The sequence below is a fragment of the Actimicrobium antarcticum genome (genome assembly GCF_039536745.1).
Classification (GTDB): Bacteria; Pseudomonadota; Gammaproteobacteria; order Burkholderiales; family Burkholderiaceae_D; genus Actimicrobium; species Actimicrobium antarcticum.
This window is the reverse complement of the sequence record NZ_BAAAZE010000001.1, coordinates 60,203-86,164: the sequence shown is the minus strand read 5'-3', so window position 1 is coordinate 86,164 and position 25,962 is coordinate 60,203. Positions and strand designations below refer to the sequence as shown.

23 protein-coding genes and 1 pseudogene are annotated in these 25,962 nt (G+C 58.8%); 10 read left to right on the top strand and 14 right to left on the bottom strand.

The features are described 5' to 3' along the window. Position 1: 1 nt before the first annotated feature. Together ABD720_RS00375 and ABD720_RS00370 are read right to left on the bottom strand one after the other, a co-directional pair. Positions 2–1,819 carry an acyl-CoA dehydrogenase gene (locus tag ABD720_RS00375; RefSeq protein WP_344761191.1) on the bottom strand — a complete coding sequence of 606 codons (1,818 nt, stop codon included), beginning with the start codon at positions 1,817–1,819 and terminating at the stop codon, positions 2–4. A 107-nt stretch (positions 1,820–1,926) separates the two neighbouring features. Then, the gene (locus ABD720_RS00370; RefSeq protein ID WP_344761190.1) at positions 1,927–3,105 is read right to left on the bottom strand and encodes an acetyl-CoA C-acyltransferase; all 1,179 of its coding nucleotides are present in this window, start codon (positions 3,103–3,105) and stop codon (positions 1,927–1,929) included. 361 nt (positions 3,106–3,466) lie between these two features. On the opposite strand from ABD720_RS00370, the gene ABD720_RS00365 reads away from it, so the two are divergent. The 4 genes from ABD720_RS00365 to nikR all read left to right on the top strand — a co-directional run bounded on the left by ABD720_RS00365 (position 3,467) and on the right by nikR (position 8,729). Further along, complete coding sequence (locus tag ABD720_RS00365) at positions 3,467–5,131, top strand: MFS transporter (RefSeq protein WP_344761189.1); 1,665 nt, start codon at positions 3,467–3,469, stop codon at positions 5,129–5,131. Positions 5,132–5,285: 154 nt separating this feature from the next. Further along, a complete protein-coding gene (purT, locus tag ABD720_RS00360) occupies positions 5,286–6,497 on the top strand; it encodes a formate-dependent phosphoribosylglycinamide formyltransferase (protein ID WP_344761188.1) in 1,212 nt (403 codons plus the stop codon). Positions 6,498–6,593: 96 nt separating this feature from the next. Beyond that, a complete protein-coding gene (gene nadB / locus ABD720_RS00355; RefSeq protein ID WP_344761187.1) occupies positions 6,594–8,195 on the top strand; it encodes an L-aspartate oxidase in 1,602 nt (533 codons plus the stop codon). 84 nt (positions 8,196–8,279) lie between these two features. Then, the gene (gene nikR, locus ABD720_RS00350) at positions 8,280–8,729 is read left to right on the top strand and encodes a nickel-responsive transcriptional regulator NikR (protein WP_344761186.1); all 450 of its coding nucleotides are present in this window, start codon (positions 8,280–8,282) and stop codon (positions 8,727–8,729) included. Here nikR and ABD720_RS00345 read toward each other — a convergent pair whose 3' ends face one another. The 4 genes from ABD720_RS00345 to nadA form a co-directional block, all read right to left on the bottom strand. After that, on the bottom strand, positions 8,730–10,832 hold the full coding sequence (locus ABD720_RS00345) for a TonB-dependent receptor (protein ID WP_344761409.1): 2,103 nt from the start codon (positions 10,830–10,832) through the stop codon (positions 8,730–8,732). A gap of 271 nt (positions 10,833–11,103) precedes the next feature. Beyond that, positions 11,104–11,475, bottom strand: a complete 372-nt coding sequence (locus ABD720_RS00340; protein ID WP_344761184.1) for a nucleotidyltransferase domain-containing protein — start codon at positions 11,473–11,475, stop codon at positions 11,104–11,106. A gap of 6 nt (positions 11,476–11,481) precedes the next feature. Beyond that, complete coding sequence (nadC, locus tag ABD720_RS00335; protein ID WP_344761183.1) at positions 11,482–12,357, bottom strand: carboxylating nicotinate-nucleotide diphosphorylase; 876 nt, start codon at positions 12,355–12,357, stop codon at positions 11,482–11,484. Continuing rightward, entirely contained in the window at positions 12,354–13,493 is a 1,140-nt protein-coding gene (gene nadA, locus ABD720_RS00330) for a quinolinate synthase NadA (protein WP_344761182.1), read from the bottom strand. The genes nadC and nadA overlap by 4 nt, the downstream gene beginning before the upstream one ends. 218 nt (positions 13,494–13,711) lie before the next feature. Between nadA and ABD720_RS00325 the strand changes: the two genes are divergently transcribed. Beyond that, positions 13,712–14,146: a thiol-disulfide oxidoreductase DCC family protein gene (locus ABD720_RS00325; RefSeq protein WP_344761181.1), complete on the top strand. Its 435-nt coding sequence runs from the start codon at positions 13,712–13,714 to the stop codon at positions 14,144–14,146. Between the two features lie 8 nt (positions 14,147–14,154). Here ABD720_RS00325 and ABD720_RS00320 read toward each other — a convergent pair whose 3' ends face one another. The 8 genes from ABD720_RS00320 to ABD720_RS00285 all read right to left on the bottom strand — a co-directional run bounded on the left by ABD720_RS00320 (position 14,155) and on the right by ABD720_RS00285 (position 19,868). Further along, a complete protein-coding gene (locus ABD720_RS00320) occupies positions 14,155–14,571 on the bottom strand; it encodes a type II toxin-antitoxin system VapC family toxin (RefSeq protein WP_344761180.1) in 417 nt (138 codons plus the stop codon). After that, positions 14,568–14,810 (bottom strand): antitoxin, encoded by a 243-nt coding sequence (locus tag ABD720_RS00315; RefSeq protein ID WP_344761179.1) that lies wholly within the window; start codon positions 14,808–14,810, stop codon positions 14,568–14,570. The genes ABD720_RS00320 and ABD720_RS00315 overlap by 4 nt, the downstream gene beginning before the upstream one ends. A 263-nt stretch (positions 14,811–15,073) precedes the next feature. Then, the gene (locus ABD720_RS00310) at positions 15,074–16,675 is read right to left on the bottom strand and encodes an ABC-F family ATPase (RefSeq protein ID WP_344761178.1); all 1,602 of its coding nucleotides are present in this window, start codon (positions 16,673–16,675) and stop codon (positions 15,074–15,076) included. Positions 16,676–16,745: 70 nt separating this feature from the next. Further along, positions 16,746–17,660 carry a muramoyltetrapeptide carboxypeptidase gene (gene ldcA, locus ABD720_RS00305; protein WP_344761177.1) on the bottom strand — a complete coding sequence of 305 codons (915 nt, stop codon included), beginning with the start codon at positions 17,658–17,660 and terminating at the stop codon, positions 16,746–16,748. Further along, positions 17,653–18,138 carry a tRNA adenosine(34) deaminase TadA gene (gene tadA / locus ABD720_RS00300; protein WP_344761176.1) on the bottom strand — a complete coding sequence of 162 codons (486 nt, stop codon included), beginning with the start codon at positions 18,136–18,138 and terminating at the stop codon, positions 17,653–17,655. The genes ldcA and tadA overlap by 8 nt, the downstream gene beginning before the upstream one ends. Then, entirely contained in the window at positions 18,131–18,577 is a 447-nt protein-coding gene (gene queD / locus ABD720_RS00295; RefSeq protein WP_344761175.1) for a 6-carboxytetrahydropterin synthase QueD, read from the bottom strand. Before queD ends, tadA begins: the two co-directional genes overlap by 8 nt. 4 nt (positions 18,578–18,581) lie before the next feature. Continuing rightward, positions 18,582–19,217: a 7-carboxy-7-deazaguanine synthase gene (gene queE, locus ABD720_RS00290; protein ID WP_344761174.1), complete on the bottom strand. Its 636-nt coding sequence runs from the start codon at positions 19,215–19,217 to the stop codon at positions 18,582–18,584. Positions 19,218–19,358: 141 nt separating this feature from the next. After that, positions 19,359–19,868, bottom strand: a complete 510-nt coding sequence (locus tag ABD720_RS00285; RefSeq protein ID WP_344761173.1) for a MarR family winged helix-turn-helix transcriptional regulator — start codon at positions 19,866–19,868, stop codon at positions 19,359–19,361. Positions 19,869–20,063: 195 nt separating this feature from the next. Here ABD720_RS00285 and badH point away from each other — a divergent pair, with 195 nt between their 5' ends. From badH to ABD720_RS00260, 5 genes and pseudogenes are all read left to right on the top strand, one after another. Continuing rightward, positions 20,064–20,831, top strand: coding sequence for a 2-hydroxycyclohexanecarboxyl-CoA dehydrogenase (gene badH, locus ABD720_RS00280; RefSeq protein ID WP_344761172.1), 768 nt, complete (start codon positions 20,064–20,066; stop codon positions 20,829–20,831). A gap of 42 nt (positions 20,832–20,873) precedes the next feature. Then, entirely contained in the window at positions 20,874–21,656 is a 783-nt protein-coding gene (gene badI / locus ABD720_RS00275; RefSeq protein ID WP_344761171.1) for a 2-ketocyclohexanecarboxyl-CoA hydrolase, read from the top strand. 55 nt (positions 21,657–21,711) lie between these two features. Further along, positions 21,712–22,863: a cyclohexanecarboxyl-CoA dehydrogenase gene (gene aliB, locus ABD720_RS00270; RefSeq protein ID WP_344761169.1), complete on the top strand. Its 1,152-nt coding sequence runs from the start codon at positions 21,712–21,714 to the stop codon at positions 22,861–22,863. A gap of 43 nt (positions 22,864–22,906) precedes the next feature. Next, a pseudogene (gene aliA / locus ABD720_RS00265) lies at positions 22,907–24,549 on the top strand (cyclohexanecarboxylate-CoA ligase). A 147-nt stretch (positions 24,550–24,696) separates the two neighbouring features. Continuing rightward, positions 24,697–25,938, top strand: a complete 1,242-nt coding sequence (locus ABD720_RS00260) for an ABC transporter substrate-binding protein (protein ID WP_344761168.1) — start codon at positions 24,697–24,699, stop codon at positions 25,936–25,938. Positions 25,939–25,962 lie beyond the last annotated feature (24 nt).

Genomic DNA, 25,962 nt, shown 5'->3' with positions numbered 1-25,962 from the left:
CTTAGAACCACGCATCCTGCATGTCGAGCGTGGTGGTATCGAGGCGTGCCAGCAGGTCCAGTTGCGGCTGGATCTTCGGCAGTTCCCATTGAAAAAAGTACGTGCAGGCCTGCAGTTTGCCACGATAGAAATCGGCATCGTGCGAGGCCGATTTGCCGGTTGCCAGCAGCGCCTGTTCCAGCCAGATCCAGGCCACCACGGCATGGCCGAATGCTTCCAGATACAGCGAGGCATTGGCTAGTGTCTTGTTCAGGTCGCCAGCGGCGTGCAGGGTTTGCGTCACCACGGCGATGCGCTGCCAGGCCGCTGCCAGATCGGTGGCATTGGCCGCCAGTTCCGGGGTAGCCATGGCGCGTTCGACGGTCTTGCCAACCTCGGCTGCCAGTGCCGCGAACGCTGCGCCATGTTGCATGGCCACCTTGCGTCCGAGCAGGTCCAGACCCTGAATGCCGTGGGTGCCTTCATGAATCGGATTGAGGCGGTTGTCGCGATAGAACTGCTCGACGTTGTACTCACGCGTGTAGCCATAGCCGCCATGCACCTGAATTGCCAGGTTGTTGGCTTCGAGGCACCACTGCGACGGCCACGACTTGGCAATCGGCGTGAGGATATCGAGCAACAAGGTGGCGTGCGCGCGTTGTTCGGATGCCGGCGCGGTGCGCTCGTCATCGACCAGTTTCGAGCAATACAGCGCCAGCGCCAAACCACCTTCGACATACGATTTTTGTGCCAGCAGCATGCGCCGGACATCGGTATGCGCAATGATCGGCAACTGCGGCATGGCCGGGTCCTTGGCCTGTGGCGCGCGTCCCTGCGGACGGTTGCGGGCGTAATCGAGCGCATGCAGGTAGCCGGTATATCCCAGCATGACGGCGCCAAGTCCGACCCCGATACGGGCCTCGTTCATCATGTGGAACATGTTGGCCAGACCCTTGTGGACCTCGCCGACCAGATAGCCGATCGCACCCGGCTTGCCTTGCGGCGTGAACTTGCCTTCGCCAAAATTGAGCAGGCAATTGGTGGTGCCGCGATAGCCCATCTTGTGATTCAGGCCGGCCAGCACGACGTCATTGCGCTCGCCCGTCGAGCCATCGGCATTGACCAGCTTTTTCGGGACGATGAACAGCGAGATGCCCTTCACGCCCGGAATCAGTTTGCCATCCGGGCCGGGAACTTTGGCCAGCACCAGATGGACGATGTTTTCTGCCAGTTCATGTTCACCGGCCGATATCCACATCTTGTTGCCGGTGATGCGATAACTGCCATCGGCCTGTGCTTCGGCACGGGTGACGATGTCGGACAAGCTGGAACCGGCCTGCGGTTCGGACAAGCACATGGTGCCGAAGAAGCGACCGGTCAGCATCGGCTTGACGTAGGTGTCGATCTGTTCCGGCGTGCCGCATTTCATCAGCGTATTGGCATTGCCGATGGTCAGGAACGGATACGACGAGGTGCCGACATTGGCGCCCTTGAAATACGCAAAGCCGGCTTTCTCGACCACACACGGCAACTGCATGCCGCCGTTGTCGAAGTCCTGGCCGGCTGCCATCAGGCCGGCTGCGCAAAAGGCATCCAGCGCGACCTGCACTTCGGGAATCATGTGTACGTGATTGCCGTCGAAATGCGGTTCGTTCTGGTCGTTCTTTTTATTGTGCGGGGCGAACAGTTCGGTAGCGATCTGCTCGCAGGTGTCGAGTGCGGCGTTGAAGGTTTCGGCCGAGTGATCCGCGAAGCGTTCGCGGGAGGCCAGTGTTTCGACATGCAGCCATTCGTACAGCAGGAAGTCGAGATCACGACGTGACAGGATTTTGGATTGCATCGATGGCTCCGATGATGGGCAACGAAGGGGCTGTGCTTCCTGCGCGAGCAGGAAGCCTCGGAAACTACAGCGCGGTCACGCATGCGTGACCCGCCAGGTGCCGGCTGTTACAGGACTTCGAACAAGCCTGCCGCACCCTGACCGCCACCGATACACATCGTCACGACCACGTACTTGACGCCACGACGCTTGCCTTCGATCAGCGCATGACCGGTCAGGCGCGCACCGGACACACCATACGGATGGCCAACTGCAATCGCGCCGCCGTTGACATTGAGGCGGTCCAGCGGGATGCCCAGCGTATCGGCGCAATACAGCACTTGCACGGCAAAGGCTTCGTTGAGTTCCCACAGACCGATGTCTTCGACTTTCAGACCGGCTTTTTTCAGCAGTTTCGGAATCGCATAGACCGGGCCAATCCCCATTTCATCCGGCTCGCAACCGGCCACGGCAAAGCCGCGATAAATACCCAGCGGCTTTAATCCCTTGGCTTCGGCAACCTTGCTGCTCATGACGATGGCGACCGAAGCACCATCCGAAAACTGGCTGGCGTTACCGGCGGTGATGACGCCACCCGGCACTGCGCTGCGGATTTTCGAGACGGCTTCGAGAGTGGTGTCGGCACGGATACCTTCATCGGCAGAGATCGTGACTTCGCGGCTGACCAGCATGCCGGTGGCCTTGTCGGCAACACCCATGATGGTGGTCATCGGCGCAATTTCTGCATCGAATTTACCGGCTTGCTGGGCTGCGAAAGCGCGCTGCTGGCTTTGCACGCCGTAAGCGTCCTGGCGCTCGCGGCTGATGTTGTAGCGCTTGGCCACGGTCTCGGCGGTTTGCAGCATCGGCCAATACAGTTCCGGCTTGTTTTGCTTGAGCCAGACTTCCATCAGCATGTGGGTGTTGGCTTCTTGCTGAACACACGAAATCGACTCGACGCCGCCGGCAGCGTAGATGTCACCTTCGCCGGCAATGATGCGCTGTGCCGCGGTGGCGATGGTTTGCAGTCCGGAAGAACAGAAGCGGTTGATGGTCATGCCGCCGGTGGTGACCGGGCAGCCTGCGCGCAGAGCAATCTGGCGCGCAATGTTGCTGCCGGTTGCGCCTTCAGGCGTGGCGCAACCGATGATGACATCCTCGACCTCGCCGGATTCGATCTGCGCACGCTCGATCGCGTGTTGCAGTGCATGGCCCCCCAGCGTAGCGCCGTGGGTCAAGTTGAAGGCGCCCTTCCAGGACTTGGCTAATGCGGTGCGTGCGGTAGATACGATGACTGCGTCGGTCATGTGAGTCTCCTGAAATGGGTGGGCTGCGTGGTTGAGTAAATGGGTAAATAGGTAAGCAAGTAAATAGTATTGACAACGAACCTGGCTAATTGCGCGGACAAGCGTGATGCCGATACCACGCGCCGGGCTGCTCCAGCTTCCTGCGGCAGCGGGATTCGAGAATAGCATGATTTAGTACGGTCGTTCGCAAATCTTGAAAGTCGCGTTTAAAGGTATTTTCGACAATTCGCAAAGCAGTGAGGTTTCTTCCGCTTTTCGCAAGAATCCCGTAAGTTTTGGCCTGCACACTCCACACCGGTACCAAACCCGTACGCACCTGCCAAAGCGTAACGACAAACAAACTAGAAATCTGGAGACAAGCATGGCTACTGCAACACCGATCCCCCACAAGATCACACCAGAGGAACGCAAGGTTATTTTTGCATCCTCATTGGGTACCGTCTTTGAATGGTATGACTTTTATTTGTACGGCTCGCTCGCATCCATCATTGCCAAGCAGTTCTTTGCCGGCACCGACCCCAATACTGCGTTCATTTTTGCCCTGCTGGCATTTGCTGCAGGTTTCATCGTGCGCCCGTTTGGCGCGCTGGTGTTCGGTCGCCTCGGCGACATGATCGGCCGCAAATACACTTTCCTGGTGACCATCCTGCTGATGGGCGGCTCGACGTTCCTGGTGGGTATCCTGCCAAGCTATGCATCGATCGGCATTGCTGCACCGATCATCCTCGTGACCTTGCGCATTCTGCAGGGCCTGGCGCTCGGCGGCGAGTATGGCGGCGCAGCGACCTATGTCGCCGAGCACGCTCCGGACCACAAGCGCGGCGCCTTCACGGCGTGGATCCAGACCACGGCAACACTGGGCCTGTTCCTGTCGCTGCTGGTGATTCTGGGTACACGGACCGCGATGGGCGAAGCCGCATTTGCCGATTGGGGCTGGCGCATTCCGTTCCTGTTGTCAGTGTTCCTGCTGGCCGTGTCAGTCTGGATTCGCTTGTCGATGAGCGAGTCGCCTGCCTTTGCCAAAATGAAGGCCGAAGGCAAGACCTCCAAAGCACCATTGTCCGAAGCCTTCGGCCAATGGAAAAACCTGAAAATCGTGATCCTGGCACTGATCGGCCTGACCGCCGGCCAGGCAGTGGTCTGGTACACCGGTCAGTTCTATGCGCTGTTCTTCATGACGCAAACCCTGAAGGTCGACGGCTCCACCGCCAACCTGCTGATCGCCGCATCACTGCTGATCGGTACACCGTTCTTCCTGATCTTCGGTTCGCTGTCGGACAAGATTGGCCGCAAGCCAATCATCATGGGCGGCATGCTGATTGCTGCACTGACCTACTTCCCGATTTTTTCTGCGCTGACCCACTACGCCAATCCGGCTCTCGAAACGGCACTGACCAATGCGCCAGTCGTCGTCACGGCCGATCCGGCACAATGCCAGTTCCTGTTCAATCCGACCGGCACCAAGAAGTTCACGTCTTCCTGTGACGTCTCACGCACCGTACTGGCCAATGCATCGGTCAACTACACCAACGTCGAAGGTCCGGCCGGCTCGGTCGCCACCGTGAAAATTGGTGACAAAGTCATCCAGAGCTATGATGCCAACGGTCTCTCGAAAGACGATGCCGCTGCCAAGGACAAAGCATTCAAAAAAGAAATGAGCGATGCGATCAAGGCCGCAGGATATCCATCCAAAGCCGATCCTGACCAGATGAACAAGCCAATGGTCTTGCTGATGTTGACCATCCTTGTGCTGTATGTGACGATGGTCTACGGCCCGATCGCGGCAATGCTGGTCGAAATGTTCCCAACTCGTATTCGTTACACCTCGATGTCGCTGCCGTATCACATCGGTAACGGCTGGTTCGGCGGCTTGTTGCCAACCACGGCGTTTGCACTGGTGGCTTACAAGGGCGACATCTACTACGGTCTCTGGTACCCGATCGTGATCGCTGCAGTCTGCTTCGTCATCGGTATGTTGTTCGTCAAGGAAACCAAGGACAACGATATTTACGCAGCTGACTTTTAACCGAAACACGCACTAACCCGCAAAGCCGCCGGCTCACCCCGGCGGCTTTTTTCATGCATTTTCAAGTAGGACCTGATGTGTTTTTCAGGAATGATTCGCCGCAAGCGGTATCATTCGGGTCACCTTTATTCTCAACGCCTCGCGCCATCGATCCATGAAAACTCCCGTCCGCTTCGGCACCCCGCTGTCCCCCAACGCTACCCGTGTCATGCTGCTCGGCTCCGGCGAACTGGGCAAGGAGGTCATCATTTCACTGCAGCGCCTCGGTGTGGAAGTGATCGCCGTCGATCGCTATGCCGATGCACCCGGCCAGCAAGTCGCGCATCGCGCCCACGTCATCAACATGGCGGACGGCGATGCACTGGAAGCGCTGATCGCCCTTGAAAAACCGGACCTGGTCGTGCCGGAAATCGAAGCCATCGCCACCACTCGGTTGATGGAACTGGAACAGGCCGGCATCGTCACCGTGATTCCTACCGCGCGCGCTACCTGGCTGACGATGAACCGCGAAGGCATCCGCAGGCTGGTCGCGGAAGAACTGCAATTGCCCACCTCGCCGTACCGCTTTGCCGATAGCAAGGCCGAACTGCAGGCCGCCTGTGGCGAGATCGGTTTTCCGTGCATCGTCAAGCCGGTCATGTCGTCGTCAGGCAAAGGCCAATCGAAACTCGACAGCGCCGCCGACGTTGATGCCGCCTGGGATTACGCAGCCGCCGGGAGCCGGGTCGATGCCGGTCGCGTGATCGTCGAAGGGTTCATTGATTTCGAGTATGAAATTACACTGCTGACCGTACGCTCGATGGATGCCTCCGGCGCCGTCGTGACCTCGTTTTGCGAGCCGATCGGCCACATCCAGGTCAATGGCGATTACGTCGAAAGCTGGCAGCCACATCCGATGCAACCGATCGCGCTGGAGAACGCCCGCAAGATCGCCAAAGACGTCACCGACAACCTCGGCGGACGCGGTTTGTTTGGCGTTGAACTGTTCGTCAAGGGTGACATGGTCTGGTTCTCGGAAGTCAGTCCGCGCCCACATGACACCGGCATGGTGACGATGGCCAGCCAGGTGCAAAGCGAATTCGAAATCCATGCCAAAGCCATCCTCGGCCTGCCGGTCGATGTGTCCCTGAAAGCCCCGGGTGCCTCAGCCGTCATTTACGGACAGCACGATGCAAAAGGCATCGCCTTCGATGGTGTCGCCGATGCCTTGCGCGTTCCCGGCGTGGACATTCGCCTGTTTGGCAAACCGGAGTCATTTGCCCGCCGCCGCATGGGTGTCGCGCTGGCCGTGGCGGCCGACATCGAGACCGCCCGCAGCAATGCGAAACTGGCCGCATCGAAAGTCATTCCGGTCATCACCGACTGAACGAGATCCTCATCGATTTGCGGCTGGATAGTTACCGGCTTGCAAATCGAAAAAGGCTTATAGTCGTTGTTCCCTTCAAAAATAAAAACACACACCATGAAATTTGATGTCGCCATCGTTGGCAGCGGACTGGCTGGACTCTCCGTCGCCCTGCATCTCGCCAAAACCCGCAAAGTCGTCATCATCTCCAAACGCGAACTGCTCGACGGCGCCAGCAACTGGGCGCAAGGCGGTATCGCTGCCGTGCTGGATTCCGGCGACAGCTACGCCGAACATATCGCCGATACGCTGGTTGCCGGTGCCGGCCTGTGCGACGAAAGCGCGACCCGCTTTATCGTCGAACATGGTCGCGAAGCCATCGAATGGCTGATCGAACAAGGCGTGCCATTTACCCGCGACGACTCGGCCGAACTGGGTTTTCACCTGACCCGCGAAGGCGGCCACAGTCAGCGGCGCATCATCCATGCGGCGGACGCCACCGGCCACGCAGTCCAGGTCACGCTGGAACAGATCGTGCGCAGCAATCCGAACATCACGCTGCTGGAACATCACTACGCCATCGATGTGATCAAGTCCAACAAACTTCCCGGCGGCACCGCCGAGCCACGTTGCCTCGGCCTGTACGTGCAGGACGTGAAATCCGGCAAGGTCATCACCATCGACGCCGATCACACCGTGCTGGCCACCGGCGGTGCCGGCAAGGTCTATCTGTACACCACCAATCCGGACACCGCTACCGGCGACGGCATCGCCATGGCGTGGCGCGCTGGCTGCCGCGTCGCCAACATGGAATTCATCCAGTTCCATCCGACCTGTTTGTATCACCCGTATGCCAAGTCATTCCTGATCACGGAAGCGGTACGTGGCGAAGGCGGCATGCTGAAATTACCGGCAGCGGCCGGTGCCGCCGCGGGCACCCGCTTCATGCTGGAACAGGACGAACGGGCCGAACTCGCGCCGCGCGATATCGTGGCCCGGGCCATCGATGCGGAAATGAAAAAGCGCGGTCTCGATTACGTCGATCTCGACATCAGCCACAAGTCACCGGAATTTTTGCAGGAACATTTTCCGACCATTCTTGCGCGCTGTCTCGAACTCGGCATCGACATCACCAAACAGCCCATTCCGGTAGTGCCGGCGGCTCATTACACCTGCGGTGGCATCGTCACCGACCTGTCCGGTCGCACCGACCTGCCGGGCCTGTATGCGGTCGGCGAGACCTCGTACACCGGCTTGCATGGTGCCAACCGGCTGGCCAGCAATTCGCTGCTCGAATGCCTGGTACTGGGTCGCGCTGCGGCCCAGTTCATCGAAAAGCAACCAAGCCAGAAATCGCCCCAGTTGCCCGCCTGGGATGAAAGCCGCGTCAGCAATGCCGATGAAGAAGTCGTGCTCTCGCATAACTGGGATGAACTGCGGCGCTTCATGTGGAATTACGTCGGCATCGTGCGCACCACCAAACGGCTGGAACGGGCCCAGCACCGGATTCGCCTGCTCAAGGAAGAGATCGACGAGTATTACGCGCACTTTCGCATCACCCGCGACTTGCTGGAGTTACGCAATCTGGTTGAGGTGGCGTCACTGATCGTGCATAGCGCGCTGTCACGACGCGAAAGCCGTGGCCTGCATTTCAGCCGGGATTTTCCGGACACGCTGCCCAAGGCATTGCCGACGGTGCTGTCGCCTGACTGGCGCTAGATTTTTGAAGGCAAGTCGTGTTCAATGGCGGACAGGGAATGCAGATTCCCTGTCCGTTTCATCATTCAACAGGGACGTTGCCCCATGCGCCGCATCACCATCTCCATCGAAGAATCGCTGGCCGACCAGTTCGATCACCTGATCGAGCGACGCGGCTACCAAAACCGCTCCGAAGCCTTTCGGGATTTGCTGCGCGAGCACATCGAAAGCGAACGCAAGGTCAGCTACACGACGCTGTATTGCGTGGCCACGGTCACCTACATCTACAACCATCACGAACGCGAACTGGCCAGCCGGCTGGCATCGGCCCAGCACGATCACCATGATCTGTGCATCAGTTCCACGCGCGTCCATCTGGATCACGACAACTGTCTCGAAACGCTGGTCCTGCGCGGCAAGTTCAAGGAAGTCAGCCCATTTGCAAACAGCCTGATTGCGCAGAGCGGCGTGCGGCACGGCAATATCCACATCGTGCCGGTACAGGTCGACATGCCATCACGCACCCGGCACGTACACCTGCTGCCGGGCTCCTGATCAGAAGGTGGTGTTCAGGCTCACACGAAACGAGCGCGATTCGATCGGATGGAAGTGAATGTCGTTGACGCCAGCAGCCGGTTCGCCGGGCAGGCGCGACGCGTAGTAGTAATCGATGGCGGCGTCACGCCGGTTGGTCAGGTTGTAGCCTTCCAGCTCGATTTTGGTGGAGGCATTGAGCTTGTAACCGAAGCGGCCGTTGAGCGTGGCGGTGCCCTGGGAGCGCACCGAATTGTCTTCGAGCAGCGGACGCGGTCCGAAGTACCGCAACTGCAGCGCGCCAAAATACGGGCCCAGGTTATCGACCGCCAGTGCCAGCGAAGCAACGCCCTCGACCGCACCCGGAATCCGCTGCCCCACCACATCCACATCACGAAAGCGCGCTCGTGCAAAGGCGACATCGGCATCGATCGTCAGCCAGTTGGTCGGCTTGTAATAGTTGGAGAATTCAAACCCGGTGCGACGGCTGGGACGACCCGCCTCGGTAGTACCAGCATCGCCGGCGAAGGTCAGCTCGGAATCGAAATCGAGCCGATAGAGCGACAGCGAGCTTTGCAGGCCCGGTATGATCTCGGTGCGCAAGCCGACTTCGATGCCTTTCGAGCGCACCAGCGGTGACACTTTATCGGCCGCGTCCCCGGTTTTCGGATCGACGCTGATGGTGGCACCACGCGCATCGTTGCTATGAAAACCACCGCCGACATTGAAATAATATTCGGTCTTGTTCCATGGCCCGAAGACCAGGTTCAGTTTCGGGTTGAGTTTGCTGTCGTTGGCACTGCCGGAGTTGGCGGGCGTGAGCTTGCTATTGACATCGAAGCGGAAATAATCCGCACGCAATCCGGCGATGGTGCGGAAGGTGTCGGTCCAGCGGGTCGTGTTTTCGACGAACAGGGCTGCGCTGCTTTCAACGATGTGATCGTCGCGCGTGCCGGAGATGCGCTGCTGCGCCACAGTGCTGTACAGCCCGTTGAAAATATTGTCGTTTTGCAGCTGCACGCCGACCTTGTTCTCGGACTCGCGTCCGAGCAGCGTCGTGCGCCAAAGCTGGCTGGCGTTGATGCCAGTGGTGACGCGCCGGTCCGGCTGGCCAAACTGGTCGCCATTGACCGGGTCATCGAGGAAGTACGTGAAATTGGAAAACAGGTCGAGCCGGTTATGGATCATGTAGGCATTCACCAGCGTCGACGTGGTCTCGCTATTGCGATGCCATTCTCCCGACAGGCTGTAGCGATACGCACTGCCACCATCGGTCTGGTCGACCGCAGCGTAGCGGCCGAGGCTACCATCGGCCACCGCCCGCGACGGCACCTGATCGGTCGAATGCCAGCTGCCGTGGTATCCCATCGCGCTCAGATTGAAACCGCTGGCAGCATTGCCTTCGCTGTAGCGCAGCACGCCATTGATCTTGCGATAGTCGTCACCCACCAGAAACGGGCCATCGTTGCGAAACAGTTCCAGCGCATACAAAAGATGACCATTGCCGACTACCGGCGAATTCGCCAGCAAGGTGCGACGAAAGCCGTTACTGCCGATGCCGACGCTGGCGATGCCTTCCGGCAGGACATTCGCGTAACGCACGCTGACGGCACCGGCTGACGAGAAATCCCCTTCGTCGGCAAAGTACGGTCCCTTGCGGTATTCCAGCCGCGTCGCGAGTTCGGGAATCATGAAGTTCAGATCGGTCCAGCCCTGCCCGTGCGCATGACTACGCTGATTGACCAGCATGCCATCGACCGTGGTGCGCAAGTCGGTGCCGTGATCGAGGTTGAATCCGCGCAAATAAAACTGGTTGGCCTTGCCCTCGCCGCTGTGCTGGCTGACGATCAGGCCGGGGGCGGCTTCGAGCAACTCGCCGGCGCGATACACCGTGCGGGCCTCAAGCTGCTTTTGCGTGATCACGCCGGCACTAGCGGTGTCGGCGATACCGATCTGGCTTACGCGGGACGCTTCGACTACGACCGATTGGACTGCCTGTTCTTGTGGCTCTTTCTTTTCTTGCTGAGCCTGCGCTGTCGTGCCTGCAAACAGGCTGCCGAGGACGGCCGACGCCAAGAGTGTTCGGGGTACTAGACGAAGCTTCGGGCGTGGCGATCTGCGCATGGTGATTGTGCTCATGAAATGAACTGATGGAGGGTGGCGCCGGACAGACACCAATCGTAGGACGAATTGTAGTTTTGTCTTACGATATTCGCCAGATGAATTGAAATGGATTCAACGCAATGGATGCAGGTCGTTTATTAAGGCGTCAAAGGAAACAGCAAAATCGTTCACATGGCGTGTGCAGTGGTCGGCACCAAAGGATCCGGCCGGGGATAGGCGCGCCATGGTTCTTGTCCGTGTTGTTGAATGCAGCGCAACTGACCTTGCGCTTTCACAACCTGATCCCTTCGCGGGCGATGTTGAGCAGCAGAGCCGGATTTGAAAAACGCTCCGGGTGCTCCCATTCATCCATCCAAACGGGCAGCGGAGAAATAGTGATGCCCGTTTCCAGAAGAACGTCATACGCCGCATCGGCCATCGCCAGCGTCGTTGGCAGCAACCTTTTGTGCTCGCCGGTTAGTAGCACGGCGACATCGGCATCGCTGTCGGGACGATGCGTACCACGTGCGCGGCTGCCGTAAATAAGTGAACCCGCTATCGCGTAGCGATTGACGATCATGGAGAGAAAGCGCCGAACGGCTTTCTCGGTGGTGCGGTCGATTCGCCCAAGCAGGCCCATGCAACTGCCCTTTTCGGATCTCATCGACGCCTACACCAATTGCCCAACAACCCGCAACGAATAATCCGTAGCCCGCACATCCTTGGTCAGACTACCAATCGAAATCCGATCCACACCTGTCTCACTGATCGCTCGCACGGTACTGAAATTCACGCCCCCGGAGGCTTCCAGCAAGGCCGTGCCGGCAGTCAAGGCCACCGCCTCGCGCATCTGTTCCAGCGAAAAATTATCCAGCAGCACCGACACCGCGCCTGCCGCCAATGCCTCTTTCAACTGGTCGATCGATTCGACTTCAATCTGGATCGTCACGCCCGTCTCCAACGCGAATGCCTTTTGCATGGCTGGTCGTACGCCACCGGCAGCGGCGATATGGTTTTCCTTGATCAGGATGCCGTCGTACAGCGCCAGCCGCTGGTTCGCGCCACCACCCACCCGCACTGCGTATTTCTGCGCCAGTCGCAGTCCGGGCATGGTCTTGCGCGTATCCAGGATTTTCGCTGAAGTGCCGGCGATCAGGTCAACATAGCGGCGCGTCTCGGTCGCCACGCCCGACAGCAGCTGCAAGAAATTCAATGCGCTGCGCTCGCCAGTGAGCAACGCGCGGGCCGGCGCCATGATGCTGCAGACTTCGCTATCGGCGCGCATCAGTTCGCCTTCGGCATACTGCCAGGTGATCTGGATACGGCCATCGAGCTGCAGCATGACGGCCTCGAACCAGGGCGCACCTGCCAGTACGGCAGCTTCGCGCACGATTACCCGCGCTTGTACCAGCTCGTTTTCCGGAACCAGTTTGCCAGTGACGTCACCTGTGCCGACGTCCTCCGTCAGTGCCAGTGCGACGTTGGCCTGTAATGCGGCTGCCAATGCAGGGTCGAAGGGGCCGAAAGGATTGATGAGATTGCTCATGCTGGTCCGATCCCCGAAAACAGCGTTTGTTCCTGCGCTAGATCTGATGACGGTCGTACGTTGGCGTTTTTTTGCGCCGCAAAATCGAGCATGCGATCGATACAGACCTTGGCCTTCTGGCTAGTCTCGGCATCGATCTCGATGGCATTGCGGCCGGACTCCAGCACATCCGCCAGATTCTGCAAACCGTTCATCGCCATCCACGGGCAATGTGCGCAGCTTTTGCAGGTGGCGCTGTTGCCGGCAGTCGGCGCTTCGATGAAGCGCTTGCCGGGTGCGGCCAGGCGCATCTTGTGCAGGATGCCGTTGTCGGTGGCGACGATGAACTCCTGTACATCCGGAGTCAGGGTCGCAGCGATCAGTTGCGACGTCGAGCCGACCACATCGGCCAGCGCCACCACTGCAGCAGGCGATTCGGGATGCACCAGCACCATCGCATTCGGATGTTCCTGCTTCAGCAGTTCCAGTTCGACACCCTTGAATTCGTCATGGACCAGGCAGGAACCCTGCCACAGCAGCATGTCGGCACCGGTTTTTTTCTGGATGTAGCCGCCGAGGTGCTTGTCAGGCGCCCACAGGATTTTTTTGCCTTGGGCATGCAGGTGAGCGACGATGTCGAGCCCGATTGACGAAGTTACCATCCAGTCAGCGCGGGCTTTGACGGCTGCGCTGGTATTGGCGTAGACCACCACGGTGCGATCCGGATGGGCGTCGCAAAAAGCGGCAAATTCATCGGCCGGGCAACCCAGATCGAGCGAACAGGTCGCGTCGAGGTCAGGCATGAGTACGGTCTTTTCCGGGCTGAGGATCTTGGCGGTTTCGCCCATGAATTTCACGCCGGCGACCACCAGCGTCCTGGCAGGATGATCGCGGCCAAAGCGCGCCATTTCGAGGGAATCGGAGACGCAGCCGCCGGTTTCTTCGGCCAGGTCCTGCAGGTCGGCATCCACGTAATAGTGCGCAACCAGTACCGCTTGTTTTTCAATCAGCAGACGTTTGATGCGCTCTTTCAGCGCGACTTTTTCGGCAGCGGTTGGCGTGGCCGGCACACGGGCCCACGCTTGCGCACTGCAACTGGTGCCGACCTGCATTTGCGGGCGTTCGAATTCGATGGTCTTGATGGCTGGATTTGGCATGATGGTCGGAGGCGTCAGAAAAATCGGTAAGCATGTTGCGGCGAAAGCCGTCAACAAGGAGTTCCGTCATTTTAATGGGCTTTTGTGCACTTGCGACAATGATGATCCGGCTGCTGAAAAATCAGTCTCCGCATCGACGGGCGCCACTGCACTCGTAGGATGGCATCAACTGTTTTGGGTGCCAGCAACATCCGGTCGAGTCTGTCATGATCGACCCCATGAAAACTCCCCCACCCGATTCCTGCGATGCGCTGACTGTCCTGTATGACGGCGCTTGTCCGCTATGCCGCCGCGAGGTTGGCGTGTACCGCGATCTCGACCCATTGGAGCCGTTGCGCTGGCTTGATGTCAGCGCACTCGATGCACAACTTCCGGAGGGAGCCGACCGCGCGACCTACATGGCGCGTTTCCATGTCCGGCAAGCGGACGGCACGATGCTCAGCGGGGCGGCAGCGTTCGTCGCATTGTGGTCGGCCTTGCCGGGATGGCGCTGGCTCGGTCGCTTCGGCAGATTGCCCGGCGTGACGCCCGTGCTGGAGTTGATGTACCGCTTTTTCCTGCGGTTGCGGCCTCGCCTGCAACGATTCACGATTGCGCTGGAGCGGAAGAAATCCAGCAGCGATCAATCCGGGAGCAAAGGCAAATCCGGCTAAATCCCACTTCAACGCACCGGGATAATCCAGTCCTCAATGGCAATGATACCGTTGGGAATCAGAAAAAAAGCCTTGTCGTGCGTCACGAGCGTCGCTTTAGCCGCAACCGCATGCGCAGCAATCATCATGTCGAGCGCACCAAGCGTAATGCCGGAAGCCGCACAGGAGGATCGCAAGTCGCCGTAGACGATCGCGGCCGCCTCATCCCAAGGTAGTACTTCAACCCGAAGCAAAAATTCACGGATAAGGTTTGTAAAGGCCGCCGGATGCCCCTTGCGAGCCAAGCCGTAAAACAGTTCGGCTTGTGTTACGACAGAGATGACGACGCTTTCCATCGGCAGCTCAGCCAGTCGATGACGCGCTTCCGGCGGCTGGCCCTTGATGACATAGCTCGCCATGTTGGTGTCGAGCATGAAGCGGCTCAAAAAAGATCCCTTTCTTCAGCCGGCAAATCGTCACGATCCGCCAGAAAATCGGATGGAATAACGGTATGGTCGGCGAGTGCAAAGAACTCTTGCCACGATGTTGGTTTAGGCGAAAGAACGACTTCGCCGGTTGCCAGATTCCGCCGAATGAAGACTTCCGTTCCTTGAAACCGGAACTCCTTTGGCAACCGCACAGCTTGGCTACGTCCTGTGGTGAACAGCTTGGCAGTGGATGACATGTGCACCTCCTATTTGATATCTATCCTGAATATATACCGATCAATAGCAGGTATCAAGGGTGGCTATTTCTGGCATGCGCACGTACAGTCATGACAACATATCGCGGTGGACTGTGCGCAGATCCATCGAATGGAAGCCTGGTTATTCTCAAACTGGATGCAAGAAATAAATCAGCCGATCGAATTGCAAGCCTTGAGCGGGGCCCTGCAAGTCGATCGGCTGAAGTCGTTCCGGGTTAGTCACAACCCTGACTGCTCAGGAATTAATCAATACCCTGGCTGCTCAGATAGTTCTCGTACGAACCCGGATAGTCGATGATTTCGTTTTCCTTGACTTCAAGAATACGCGTGGCCAGCGACGATACGAACTCGCGGTCATGCGACACGAAAATCAACGTGCCGGCATATTTTTCCAGCGCGATATTCAGCGATTCGATCGACTCCATGTCCATGTGGTTGGTCGGTTCATCCATCAGCATCACATTGTGACGGCCGAGCATCAGCTTGCCGTACATCATGCGTCCCTTCTCACCGCCGGACAGCACCTTGACTGGCTTCTTGACGTCATCGCCACCGAACAGCAAGCGACCCAGAATCGACCGCACTGCCTGGTCGTCATCGCCTTCCTTGGTCCACTGGTCGATCCATTCGGTCAGGGTCTTGTCGGTCGCAAAATCTTCGGTGGGGTCTTGTGGCATGTAGCCGACATTGGCGTGCTCGGCCCATTTCACTTTGCCGGTATCGCCTTCAAGTCCGCACAGCGCCATGCCACCCATGCAGCGCAGCAGCGTGGTTTTGCCGATACCGTTGGCACCAATGATGGCGATGCGCTCACCGGCTTCGACCATGATGTCGAAGTTCTTGAACAGCGTGCGGTCGTAGGTCTTGGACAGGCCCTGGATCTCGACGGCCTGACGATGCAGTTTCTTTTCGCCATCGAAGCGCACGAACGGGTTGGCGCGGCTCGATGGTTTCAGATCCTCGACCTTGATTTTGTCGATCATCTTGGCGCGCGATGTGGCCTGACGCGCTTTCGATTTGTTGGCCGAGAAACGGCGCACGAATTCCTGCAGTTCGGCGACCTTGTCCTTGGCCTTGGCATTGACGGACAACTGCTGCGCGCGCGCTTGCGACGACGCGAACATGTAGTCGTCGTAATTGCCCGGATACACCTTCAGCGTGCCGTAGTCCATGTCGGCCACGTGCGTGCAGACCTGGTTCAAAAAGTGACGATCATGCGAAATGATGATCATGGTGGAGTTGCGCTCGTTGAGCACATCTTCGAGCCAGCGAATCGTGTTGATGTCGAGGTTGTTGGTCGGCTCATCGAGCAGCAGGATGTCCGGATTCGAGAACAGCGCCTGCGCCAGCAGCACGCGCAATTTCCAGCCTGGAGCGACGTTGCTCATCGGACCCTGATGCTGTTCGATCGCAACGCCCACGCCGAGCAGCAGTTCGCCGGCACGGGCTTCGGCGGTGTAACCGTCGTATTCGGCAAAGCGCGCTTCGAGGTCGGCGGCTTTCATGTAATCGTCATCGGTGGCGTCAGGATTCGCGTAGATCGCGTCACGCTCGGCCATCGCTGCCCACATCTCGGTGTGGCCCATCATGACCACATCCAGCACGCGCATTTCTTCAAAGGCAAACTGGTCCTGGCGCAATTTACCGAGGCGTTCGTTGGTGTCAAGCATGACGTTGCCGGCCGATGAATCCAGATCGCCACCGAGGATTTTCATGAAGGTCGATTTGCCGCAGCCATTGGCGCCGATCAAACCGTAGCGATTACCATCGCCAAACTTGACGGAAATGTTTTCAAACAACGGCTTGGCGCCGAACTGCATGGTGATGTTAGCGGTAGAGAGCACTGAAGAAATCCTTACGAACGTATTTGAAATTTAGGGCGCATTTTACCATCGCCGGCCGCCGCAATCCGGGCTATTGCGGCGCCAAGGTGGGATAGCCGGAGACCGATAGCGTCCAGCCGCGGGCGTTGCCCACCAGCGTGGCCGGTGCGCCGACCGGCAAGGTCACCTTGTCGACGATGTGCCCGAATGGCAGGCCGGTCAGGACCGGCACGGGCAAGATTGCGCGCAGGCGCGCCAACATCGATTCGAAGCAAAAACCATTGTCGATCTCGCTCAGCTTGTAGCCGGAAAAGTCGCCCAGCACGATGGCACTCTGGTTCGCCAGCACCCCCGCATGCAGCAGTTGCAGCAGCATGCGCTCGACCCGGAACGGATGCTCGTTGATGTCTTCGAGAAACAGGATGCCGCCATCAATCCGTGGCAGGTACGGCGTGCCGACCAGGTGGGCGACCATCGCCAGATTGCCGCCAAACAGGGTGCCGCTGGCATTGACAGGAGGACTATCGTCTTGATCGACCTGCACCACAGTGCGCGGGCTGGTCAGACATTGCCAGCAATGCTCCTGCGTGAATTGGCTGGCCGGCGCACGCGTGAAGTCATCGCACAACATCGGCCCGGCAAAACTGATCGCGCCGGTCTGTGCCAGCAAACCCATCTGGAACGCGGTGAAATCGCTATGGCCAACGAAGAGTTTGCCGCTCGCTGCCAGCAATGGCCAATCAAGTTGCGGCAAAATGCGCGACAGTCCGTACCCTCCGCGCAGGGCCAGCACGAGATCGACCGCCGGGTCGCTGGCTGCCGCATGCAGGTGCGCCACCCGCTGCACATCGGTAGCGCCGAAGCGCTCGCTTTTTTCAGCCGCCGCGAAATGGCGAATCACGCGAAAACCTGCCACCTGCAAACGCACGATGGCGCGCTCGACAGACTCGGCATCAGGCGCGTAACCGCTTGGTGCAACCAGCGCAATGCCGATCGATTCAGTCACTGGCAACTCCTGTGGCAGCCGGTTTTTGCGCCAGTCGCCGTTCGGCAAAAAAGTCCTTCAGCAGCTTGCTGCAGGCGTCGGCCAGTACGCCGCCGACGAGGCCGGTATGGTGATTCAGTTGTTGCTGCGCGAACAGGTCGGTGACCGAACCGCAACAACCGGTTTTCGGATCGCTGGCGCCGTAGACCACCCGCGCCAGGCGCGCATGCATCATGGCACCGGCGCACATCGCACAGGGCTCCAGCGTGACAAACAATTCGCAGCCCGGCAACCGGTAATTGCCCAGCAATGCAGCGCCGGCGCGCAAGGCCATGATCTCGGCATGCGCGGTCGGGTCATGGGTGCCGATCGACTGGTTGAAGCCGGTCGCCACCACTTGCCCGTCTTTCACCAGCACCGCACCGACTGGCACCTCGCCCAACGCCCAGGCATTGTGGGCCTGATCCATGGCCAGGCGCATGTAAACCGCATCATCCATGGACGACTTCGGCCCAGCAGTTCGGTGTTTCGTAGAGCTTGATCTTGTGCAGCGTGAGGCCGGTACCGAAGTTGTCGGTGTAGGTCGCCTTCAATATATCGAAGGCAATCCGGGCCAGGTTTTCAACCGTGGGCACGAGCGGCAGCACCACGGTTTTGTGATCTGGCAGGCTGTCAAGGAACGCGCGTACCGCGTCGTCTTTTTCATAGACCAGGAAGGCATGATCCCAGACATCGACCAGCGCTTGCTTGGCCAGTGTCTTGACATCGGAAAAATCCATGATCATGCCGTTATCGGAAGCGCCATCGGCGGCAACCACACCGCCAGTAAGTGTGATTTCGAGTGTGTAGCGATGGCCATGCAGATTGCGGCACTGGCTCTTGTGGTCGGGAATCCGGTGACCGGCGTCGAATTCGAGTTTGCGGGTAATAGTCAGCATGGCGTTACGGTATCTGTAAGATTTTATGGGTTTGCACACTCAGCTTCCACTTCGGGTGGCGCTTGCAATGATCGATTGCGCGTTCGGTATTGCGGGCCGCCGTCGGGCTATCCATCGGCTGCAGATAAAAGTGTTCGAAGTCCAGCGATTCATACATCAGCAAATCCTGCCCGAGCTGCGGAATGACGACCTTCAATTCGTTGCCGCTGCGCTGAACCAGCTTGCTGCCCATTTTCGGGCTGACGCAAATCCAGTCGACCTCGGCGGGCACCGGCAAGGTGCCGTTGGTTTCGATGGCGATCATGAATCCCTGCGCGTGCAAGGCGTCGATCAAGGCACTATCGAGTTGCAGCATCGGTTCGCCGCCGGTGATGACGATGAATTTGCTGGCCGGATAATCTGCCGGCCACAAGCTGTTGACGGTGGCGGCCAGCGATGCTGCATCGGCAAATTTTCCACCCATGACGCCATCGGTGCCGACGAAATCGGTATCGCAAAACTGGCAGACCGCCGTGGCGCGATCACTCTCGCGGCCGGTCCAGAGATTGCACCCGGCAAAGCGGCAAAACACGGCAGGCCGACCGGCGTGCGTGCCCTCGCCCTGCAAGGTATAGAAAATTTCTTTCACGCTGTACGTCACTGCACTTGCCTCACTTCATTGCGGTTCACTACGGACTTCAAGGGGCGGCAAGTATAACCGAGCGTTTGGGATTGCATGAGATTGCCTGCCTTGTTCCGGTCTCAGGTCGTGAAAGGCAATGCAGGTGCAGGTGCGGTAAAGCTACCCTGCGTCTCCCGCCGGCCCCTCCTCATCTACTCGCTTCATGTTGTCCAGCATCTTGAGCATGTAGTGCAAGGTGTGGGTCATATCGCTCACCGAAAAGTCCGCCAGCGCTTGCTCGTAGTAGGTGTTGATTCTCGGTATCGCTTTGTTGTTCCAGACATCGTGTCCGGATGCGGTCATGGTGATCAGTCGTGAGCGTTTGTCGCGTCCGTCCTGATCACTGCTGAGATGGCCGTCGCGCTCCATCCGGCTGATCAAGCCTGACAAGTTCTGACGACTCACGAGCAGGTAGCGGGCGAGATCACCCACGCTCATTCCGTCCGCCACATCGGGACGCGACAACGCGCCGAGCACGGCCCATTGCTGCGTCGTCAGACCGAGATCCTCAACGGCACGGGTGCCTGTTTTATGCAACATATTTGCACATTGGTATAAACGGAAGAACAGACGATTGGCCAGTTCGTTGCGGGTGGCATTGTTTGAAACGCTGGTGTTGACTGGCTTCATGGCATCTTCATTGGGTTGTTCCTGCGAAATTGGCTGCGCGATTTAATTAGTCAATATGTTTACGTTAATTCTATCGCACCTCTTGCCTAAACAAATACGGTCACCTAATATACGTCAAGGTATTGACGTATTTTTGACGCAACTATTACGCAGTGCCTCAGCATGTCAACCTCGATAACTTTGGTGGAGAAAACGATGCAACGACTCGATGGAAAGACGGCAATCGTCACTGGCGGCGGCGGCGGTATCGGTGGCGCGACGTGCCGGCGCTTTGCGCAGGAAGGTGCCCGTGTAGCCGTGTTCGACATGAACATCGAAGCGGCGCAGCGCGTTGCCGCAGGCATCGTCGAAACGGGTGGCGTGGCAATGGCGTTCAAATGCGATATCACCGAGCGGGCCGAAGTCGATGAAGCCGTCGCCGCAGCCGAGAGCCAGCTCGGGCCCATCGACATCCTGATCAACAACGCCGGATGGGACGTGTTCAAACCGTTTACCAAGACCGAGCCGGCGCAATGGGCCAGGCTGATCGCGATTAATTTGACCGGCGCACTGCACATGCATCACGCAGTCTTGCCCGGCATGGCCGCGCGCAAAAAGGGGCGCATCGTGAACATCGCGTCGGATGCGGCGCGGGTCGGCTCTTCCGGCGAAGCGGTGTACGCGGCGTGCAAGGGTGGCCTGGTTTCGTTTTCCAAGACCATCGCCCGCGAACATGCGCGGCACGGAATCACCGTCAACGTCGTGTGTCCGGGTCCGACCGATACCGCACTGTTTGCCGACTACAAGGAAGGCGCCGGCAACCCGGAGAAGTTGATGGAAGCCTTCACCCGCGCTATTCCGCTGGGCCGCATCGGCCAGCCCGACGACTTGCCCGGCGCGATTGCGTTCTTCGCCAGCGACGACGCGGCATTCATCACCGGCCAGGTCCTGAGCGTGTCCGGCGGCCTGACGATGAACGGCTAGGTTCGCCGCCCCAATACTTTCAACAAATCATCGGAGATCACCATGGAATACGAAGACATTCTTTACGAAGTACGCAATGGCGCCGCCTGGATCACCATCAACCGCCCGGAGAAGATGAACTCGTTCCGCGGCCAGACCTGCGATGAGATCATCAGGGCGTTGAACAAGGCCGGCTACGACCGCAGCGTCGGTGCGATCGTACTGGCCGGTGCCGGCGACCGGGCGTTTTGTACCGGTGGCGACCAGTCTGCCCACAACGGCAATTACGACGGTCGCGGCACCATCGGGTTGCCGATGGAAGAATTACACAACGCAATCCGTGATGTACCCAAGCCGGTGATCGCCCGCGTCCAGGGCTTTGCCATCGGTGGCGGCAACGTCATCTGCACGATTTGCGACCTGACGATCTGTTCCGACAAGGCCCAGTTCGGTCAGGTTGGCCCGAAGATGGGTTCGGTCGATCCGGGCTACGGCACTGCTTTCCTGGCCCGCGTGGTCGGCGAAAAAAAGGCGCGCGAGATCTGGTACCTGAATCGTCGTTACTCTGGAGCCGAAGCGGTTGCCATGGGCCTGGCCAACATCTGCGTACCGCATGACCAGCTCGATGCCGAAGTGCAGAAGTGGGCCGAAGAAATCTGCGAACGCAGTCCGACCGCGCTGGCCATTGCCAAGCGCAGCTTCAACGCCGACACCGCACACCAGGCCGGCATTGCCGGGTTGGGCATGTACGCACTCAAACTGTATTACGACACCGAAGAGTCGCGCGAAGGTGTCAATGCCCTCAAGGAAAAGCGCAAACCCGACTTCCGCAAGTTTGCGAAATAACACGCCCATAAAATCCGCACCCGCCCATGCAGCGCGGTGTCAGACAGGAGACAACATGAATCCCTACATTGACGATGATCTCGCGACGCTGGCAGAGCACGTACGTCGCTTTGCCGTCGGACGCGTGGCGCCCGGCTTCCTCGAACGCGATACCACCCGCGTTCTGGACCGCACCCTGATGCGCGAGATGGGCCAGATGGGCTTTATCGCACCGGAGTTACCGGAGCAGTCAGGCGGACAGGGGCTGGGCTGCCTGGCTGCGGGGGTGATCCATGAAGAAATTGCGCGCGCCGACCTAAGCCTGTCGTACATCAACCTGCTGGCGTCTCTCAATGGGCAAATCCTGGCGCACCATGGCAAACCGGAAGTGGTCCAGCACTGGCTGAAAAAGCTGACACAAGGCGAGGCACTGATCGCCATCGCGCTGACCGAGCCACGCGGGGGGTCGGATGCAGGCAGCCTGCGCCTGAAAATGGAACGCGTCGGGGACCACTACGTGCTAAACGGCGAAAAGACCTCGATTTCTGCGGCCGACCAGGCCGATGCTGCTGTCGTGTTCGCCCGTACCGGCACCGTGGAATCCGGCGCACATGGCGTATCAGCCGTGCTGGTGCCGATGGATTTGCCCGGCATCACGCGTAACCGCTTCGACTGCCATGGCCAGCGCGCCATTGGTCGCGGCTCCCTGTTCTTTGAAAACGTGAAAGTGCCTGTCGACCACTTGCTGGGCCAGGAGGGAAAAGGCTTCGTTCAGGTGATGCAGGGATTCGACTTCTCTCGTGCGTTGATCGGACTGCAGGTGCTCGCCGTGGCGCGCGTGGCACTCGAAGAAACCTGGGAATACGTCGCACAAAGACACTCTTTTGGCCAACCCCTATCGGCCTTTCAGGGCGTCTCGCATCCTCTCGCGGAATGGGATACCCAGGTCGTGGCCGCACGCCTGCTGTGCCTGCAAACCCTGTGGCTCAAGGACAAGGGTGCACCGCATACCGCCGAAGCGGCCATGTGCAAATGGTGGGGTCCGAAGCTGGCGTACGACGTGATTCATCAGTGCCTGCTGATGTTTGGCCATGGCGGCTACGACCATGGCCTGATGGAGCAGCGTTTGCGCGACGTACTGGGCTTCCAGATCGGCGATGGTACGGCACAGATCATGAAAACGATCGTTGCCCGGACCCGCGCCGGACGGGCGGCCGTTCCGATTTAGTACTGGCACGACAGACAATCACGAAAACTAGAGGAGACAAGTCATGGAATTCGATACTGTCCTGATTCCGCCGCGGCGCGCTGCCTGCATTGCCCGGGGACTCTGGCACGACAAAACGATCAACGATTACCTCGATGAGTGCGTCGCCAGCTTCCCCGAGAAAATCGCCCTCACTGCCATCCACGTCGAGGGTGCAGCACCGATCAGTTTTACCTACCGCGACATGGCGGCGATGGCAGATCGCATTGCCGTCGGCCTGACCCGGTTGGGCGTGGGCCGCAATGACGTGGTGGCTTGCCAGTTACCCAACTCGTGGCAATTTACGCTGACCTACCTCGCCTGTTCGCGCATCGGAGCAGTGATCAATCCGCTGATGCATATTTTTCGCGAACGCGAGCTGTCGTTCATGCTCAAGCATGCGGCAGCGAAGCTCATCATCGTTCCCAAAACATTTCGCGGCTGCGACTTCGACGTGATGCTGACTGCTTTGCAACCGTCCTTGCCGGATCTGCAGCATGTCGTCGTGGTGGGCGGCAGTGGTAACAACAGCTTCGAGGTTCTCCTCAGCGAGCCGGCATGGGAGCAGGCGCCTGATGCATCAGACATCCTGAACCGGCAACGACCGGGGCCGGATGACGTCACGCAATTGATTTATACCTCCGGCACAACGGGTGAACCAAAGGGAGTGATGCATTCGGCTAACACGCTGATGTCCAACATCGTGCCCTATGCCGAACGGCTGGCGCTGAATGCTGATGACGTCGTGTTGATGGCTTCGCCGATGGCGCACCAGACCGGATTCATGTACGGGCTGCTGATGCCGATCATGCTCAAGGCCAGCGTGGTGGTGCAAGATATTTGGGATCCAGTCAAGGCAGTCGCCGTGATCCGTGAATACGGCGTCAGCTTTTCGATGGCGTCGACGCCCTTTCTCAGTGACCTGGCCCGTACCGTTGCCGACACCGGCAATACCGTTCCGACCTTGCGTACCTTCCTTTGCGCCGGCGCGCCAATTCCGGGGCCGCTGGTAGAAAAAGCGCGGATGGCGATGGGCACCAAGATCATTTCGGCCTGGGGCATGAGCGAAAACGGCGCGGTCACGCTGACACGATGCGATGACGACGACGAGCGCTCGGTCAACAGCGACGGATTGCCGCTGCCTGGCGTTGCACTGAAAGTGGTGGATGCCGATGGTGCAGAGCTGCCAGCGGGTATGCCCGGCCAGTTGTTGTTGCAGGCCTGCTCCAATTTCGGCGGCTACCTGCATCGGCCGCAGTTCAATGCAACCGATGCCGACGGCTGGTTCGATACCGGCGACCAGGCGCGTATCGATGCGCAGGGCTATGTCCGCATCACCGGACGCAGCAAGGATGTGATCATCCGCGGCGGCGAAAACATCCGGTCGTGGAAGTTGAAACCATGCTGTACCGCCATCCGGACATTGCGGTTGCGGTCGTCGTCGCGTATCCCGACGAGCGGCTCGGCGAACGCGCCTGCGCGATCGTCGTGACCAAGCCGGGCCATCGCATCGACCTGCCTTCTATTGTGGCGTTCATGAAAGAACAGAAGATCGCGGTCCAGTACATCCCCGAGAAGCTGATCGTACGCGACGCAATGCCCACCACGCCGACCGGAAAAATCCAGAAATTCCGGCTGCGCCAGATGCTGGCCGATGGCGAAATCTGAGGTTGGCCGCAATCCACGACTCGCCTGTTCTTTGACAACGACAGGCCTTGCGGTGCTGCTGCAACGCGTACGACTTTATAAAAACCGTAAGGGAAAATTCTCTTACAGGCAACCGCCGTGGAACAACGGCAAATCATGGAGACAAGCATGAAAAATCCAGCACGAAATACGACCAGAAAAAATCTGGTGCAAGCCGGCATCCTCGCCAGCGCCGTCCTGCTTGCCGGCAGTGCGACTGCACAGCAAAAAATCAGCGATGACGTGGTCAAGATTGGCGTGCTCACCGACATGTCGGGTGCCTATTCGGATTTCACCGGCACCGGTGCGGTCACCGCTGCCAAAATGGCGGTAGAGGATTTTTCAAAAAACGGCATGGTACTCGGCAAAAAGATCGAAGTCGTCTATTCCGACCACCAGAACAAACCCGATATCGGTGCCTCGCGTGCCCGTCAGTGGTTCGATCAGGAACAGGTGGATGTCATCGTCGAACTGGTCACGACCAATGTCGCGTTGGCGGTCATGGACGTGGCAGAGCAAAAGAAAAAAATCGTCCTGATCTCGGGCGCCGCCTCCCTGCCGATTACCAACGAGCGCTGTAACGCCAACACCGTGCACTGGGTCTACGATAGTTACGGGCTAGCTTCCGGTACGGCAAAGGCGATCGTGCAATCAGGTAAGAAAAACTGGTATTTCATCGCCACCGATTATGCCGCAGGCGTGGCGATGACCAATAGCGCCAGCCAGGTTGTCGTTGCCAACGGCGGCAAGGTAGTGGGGGTGACGAAGCACCCCTTCCCTGCCTCCGATTTCTCATCATTCCTGCTGACGGCACAGGCATCCAAAGCCGATGTCATTGCGCTGGCCAATGGCGGCCAGGACACCATTCTGGCGATCAAGCAGGCCGCCGAATATGGCATCTCGAAAACCCAGAGCATCGTGCCGATCGTGTTATTCATCAATGACGTACACGCGATGGGCTTGAAGGTTGCGCAAGGCTTGACGCTGACCGAGTCGTTTTACTGGAATCGCGATGAGAAGAGTCGGGCCTGGTCGCGACGGTTTTTTGAAAAGTCAAAGAAAATGCCGAGCATGGCGCAAGCCGGGGTCTATTCGTCCGTGCTGAACTATCTCCACGCCGTCGCCAATACCGGCACGGACGACATGGCCACCGTCATGAAATATCTCAAGTCGACTCCGATCGATGATGGTTTATTCAAAGGCAGCATCCGGGCCGACGGCAAGTTTGCGCATGAAATGCTGTTGCTCGAAGTGAAGAAGCCGAGCGAGTCGACCGAGCCATGGGACTACTATCACGTTCGGAAAGTGATCCCGACCGCCGACGCCGCCCTGCCCCTGTCGGAGTCGAAGTGCAAGCTGGTGCAGCTGTAGGTTCAAGCCGATGAATGACGGGGT